Genomic DNA, 889 nt, shown 5'->3' on the forward strand with positions numbered 1-889 from the left:
CTCTTCGCTCAGCACGCGGAACATCTTGCTGGCAATGCCCACGTGGCTGCGCATGCCGATGCCGACGATGCTGACCTTGCAGATTTTGGCGTCGCCCGTCACTTCCTGCGCGCCCAGCTTGGGCACCACCTGGGTTTTCAGCAGGTCTATGGCTTTGGAGTAGTCGTTGCGATGGACGGTGAAGCTGAAGTCGGTCTTGCCGTCCTTGCTGACGTTCTGGATGATCACGTCGACTTCAATGTTGGCGTCGGCCACCGCGCCCAGGATCTGGTAGGCAATGCCGGGGGTGTCGGGCACGCCGAGCACGGAAATTTTGGCTTCATCGCGGTTGAATGCGATGCCCGATACGATGGCTTGTTCCATGTTTTCGTCTTCCTCAAAGCTGATCAAAGTGCCTGACTTGGCTTCTTCGTTGATGTCGATGTCCCATTCGGTGAAGCTGGACAGCACGCGCAGCGGCACCTTGTATTTGCCGGCAAATTCGACCGAGCGGATCTGCAGCACCTTGGAGCCCATGGAGGCCATTTCGAGCATTTCTTCAAAGCTCACGGTGTGCAGGCGGCGCGCCTCGGGCACCACGCGCGGGTCGGTGGTGTAGACGCCGTCGACGTCGGTGTAGATCAGGCATTCATGCGCCTTGAGCGCGGCAGCAATGGCCACGGCCGATGTGTCGGAGCCGCCGCGGCCCAGCGTGGTGACGTTGCCGCCCTCGTCCACGCCCTGGAAGCCGGTGATGATGACGACCTTGCCGGCGTCCAGGTCGGCACGCACGCGCTCGCCGTCGATGGATTCGATACGGGCCTTGGTATAGGCGTTGTTGGTCTTGATGGTGACCTGCCAGCCGGCGTAGCTCACGGCCTGCATGCCTTCAGCCTGCAAGGCAATGGCC

At 61.3% G+C, this 889-nt stretch carries 1 protein-coding gene; it reads right to left on the minus strand.

The features are described from left to right. Positions 1–889: aspartate kinase (locus AC1D0Z_RS23070; RefSeq protein ID WP_477660455.1), on the minus strand; the 889-nt coding region annotated here is incomplete at both ends.

It is taken from the genome of Polaromonas sp. P1_E3 (assembly GCF_056405935.1).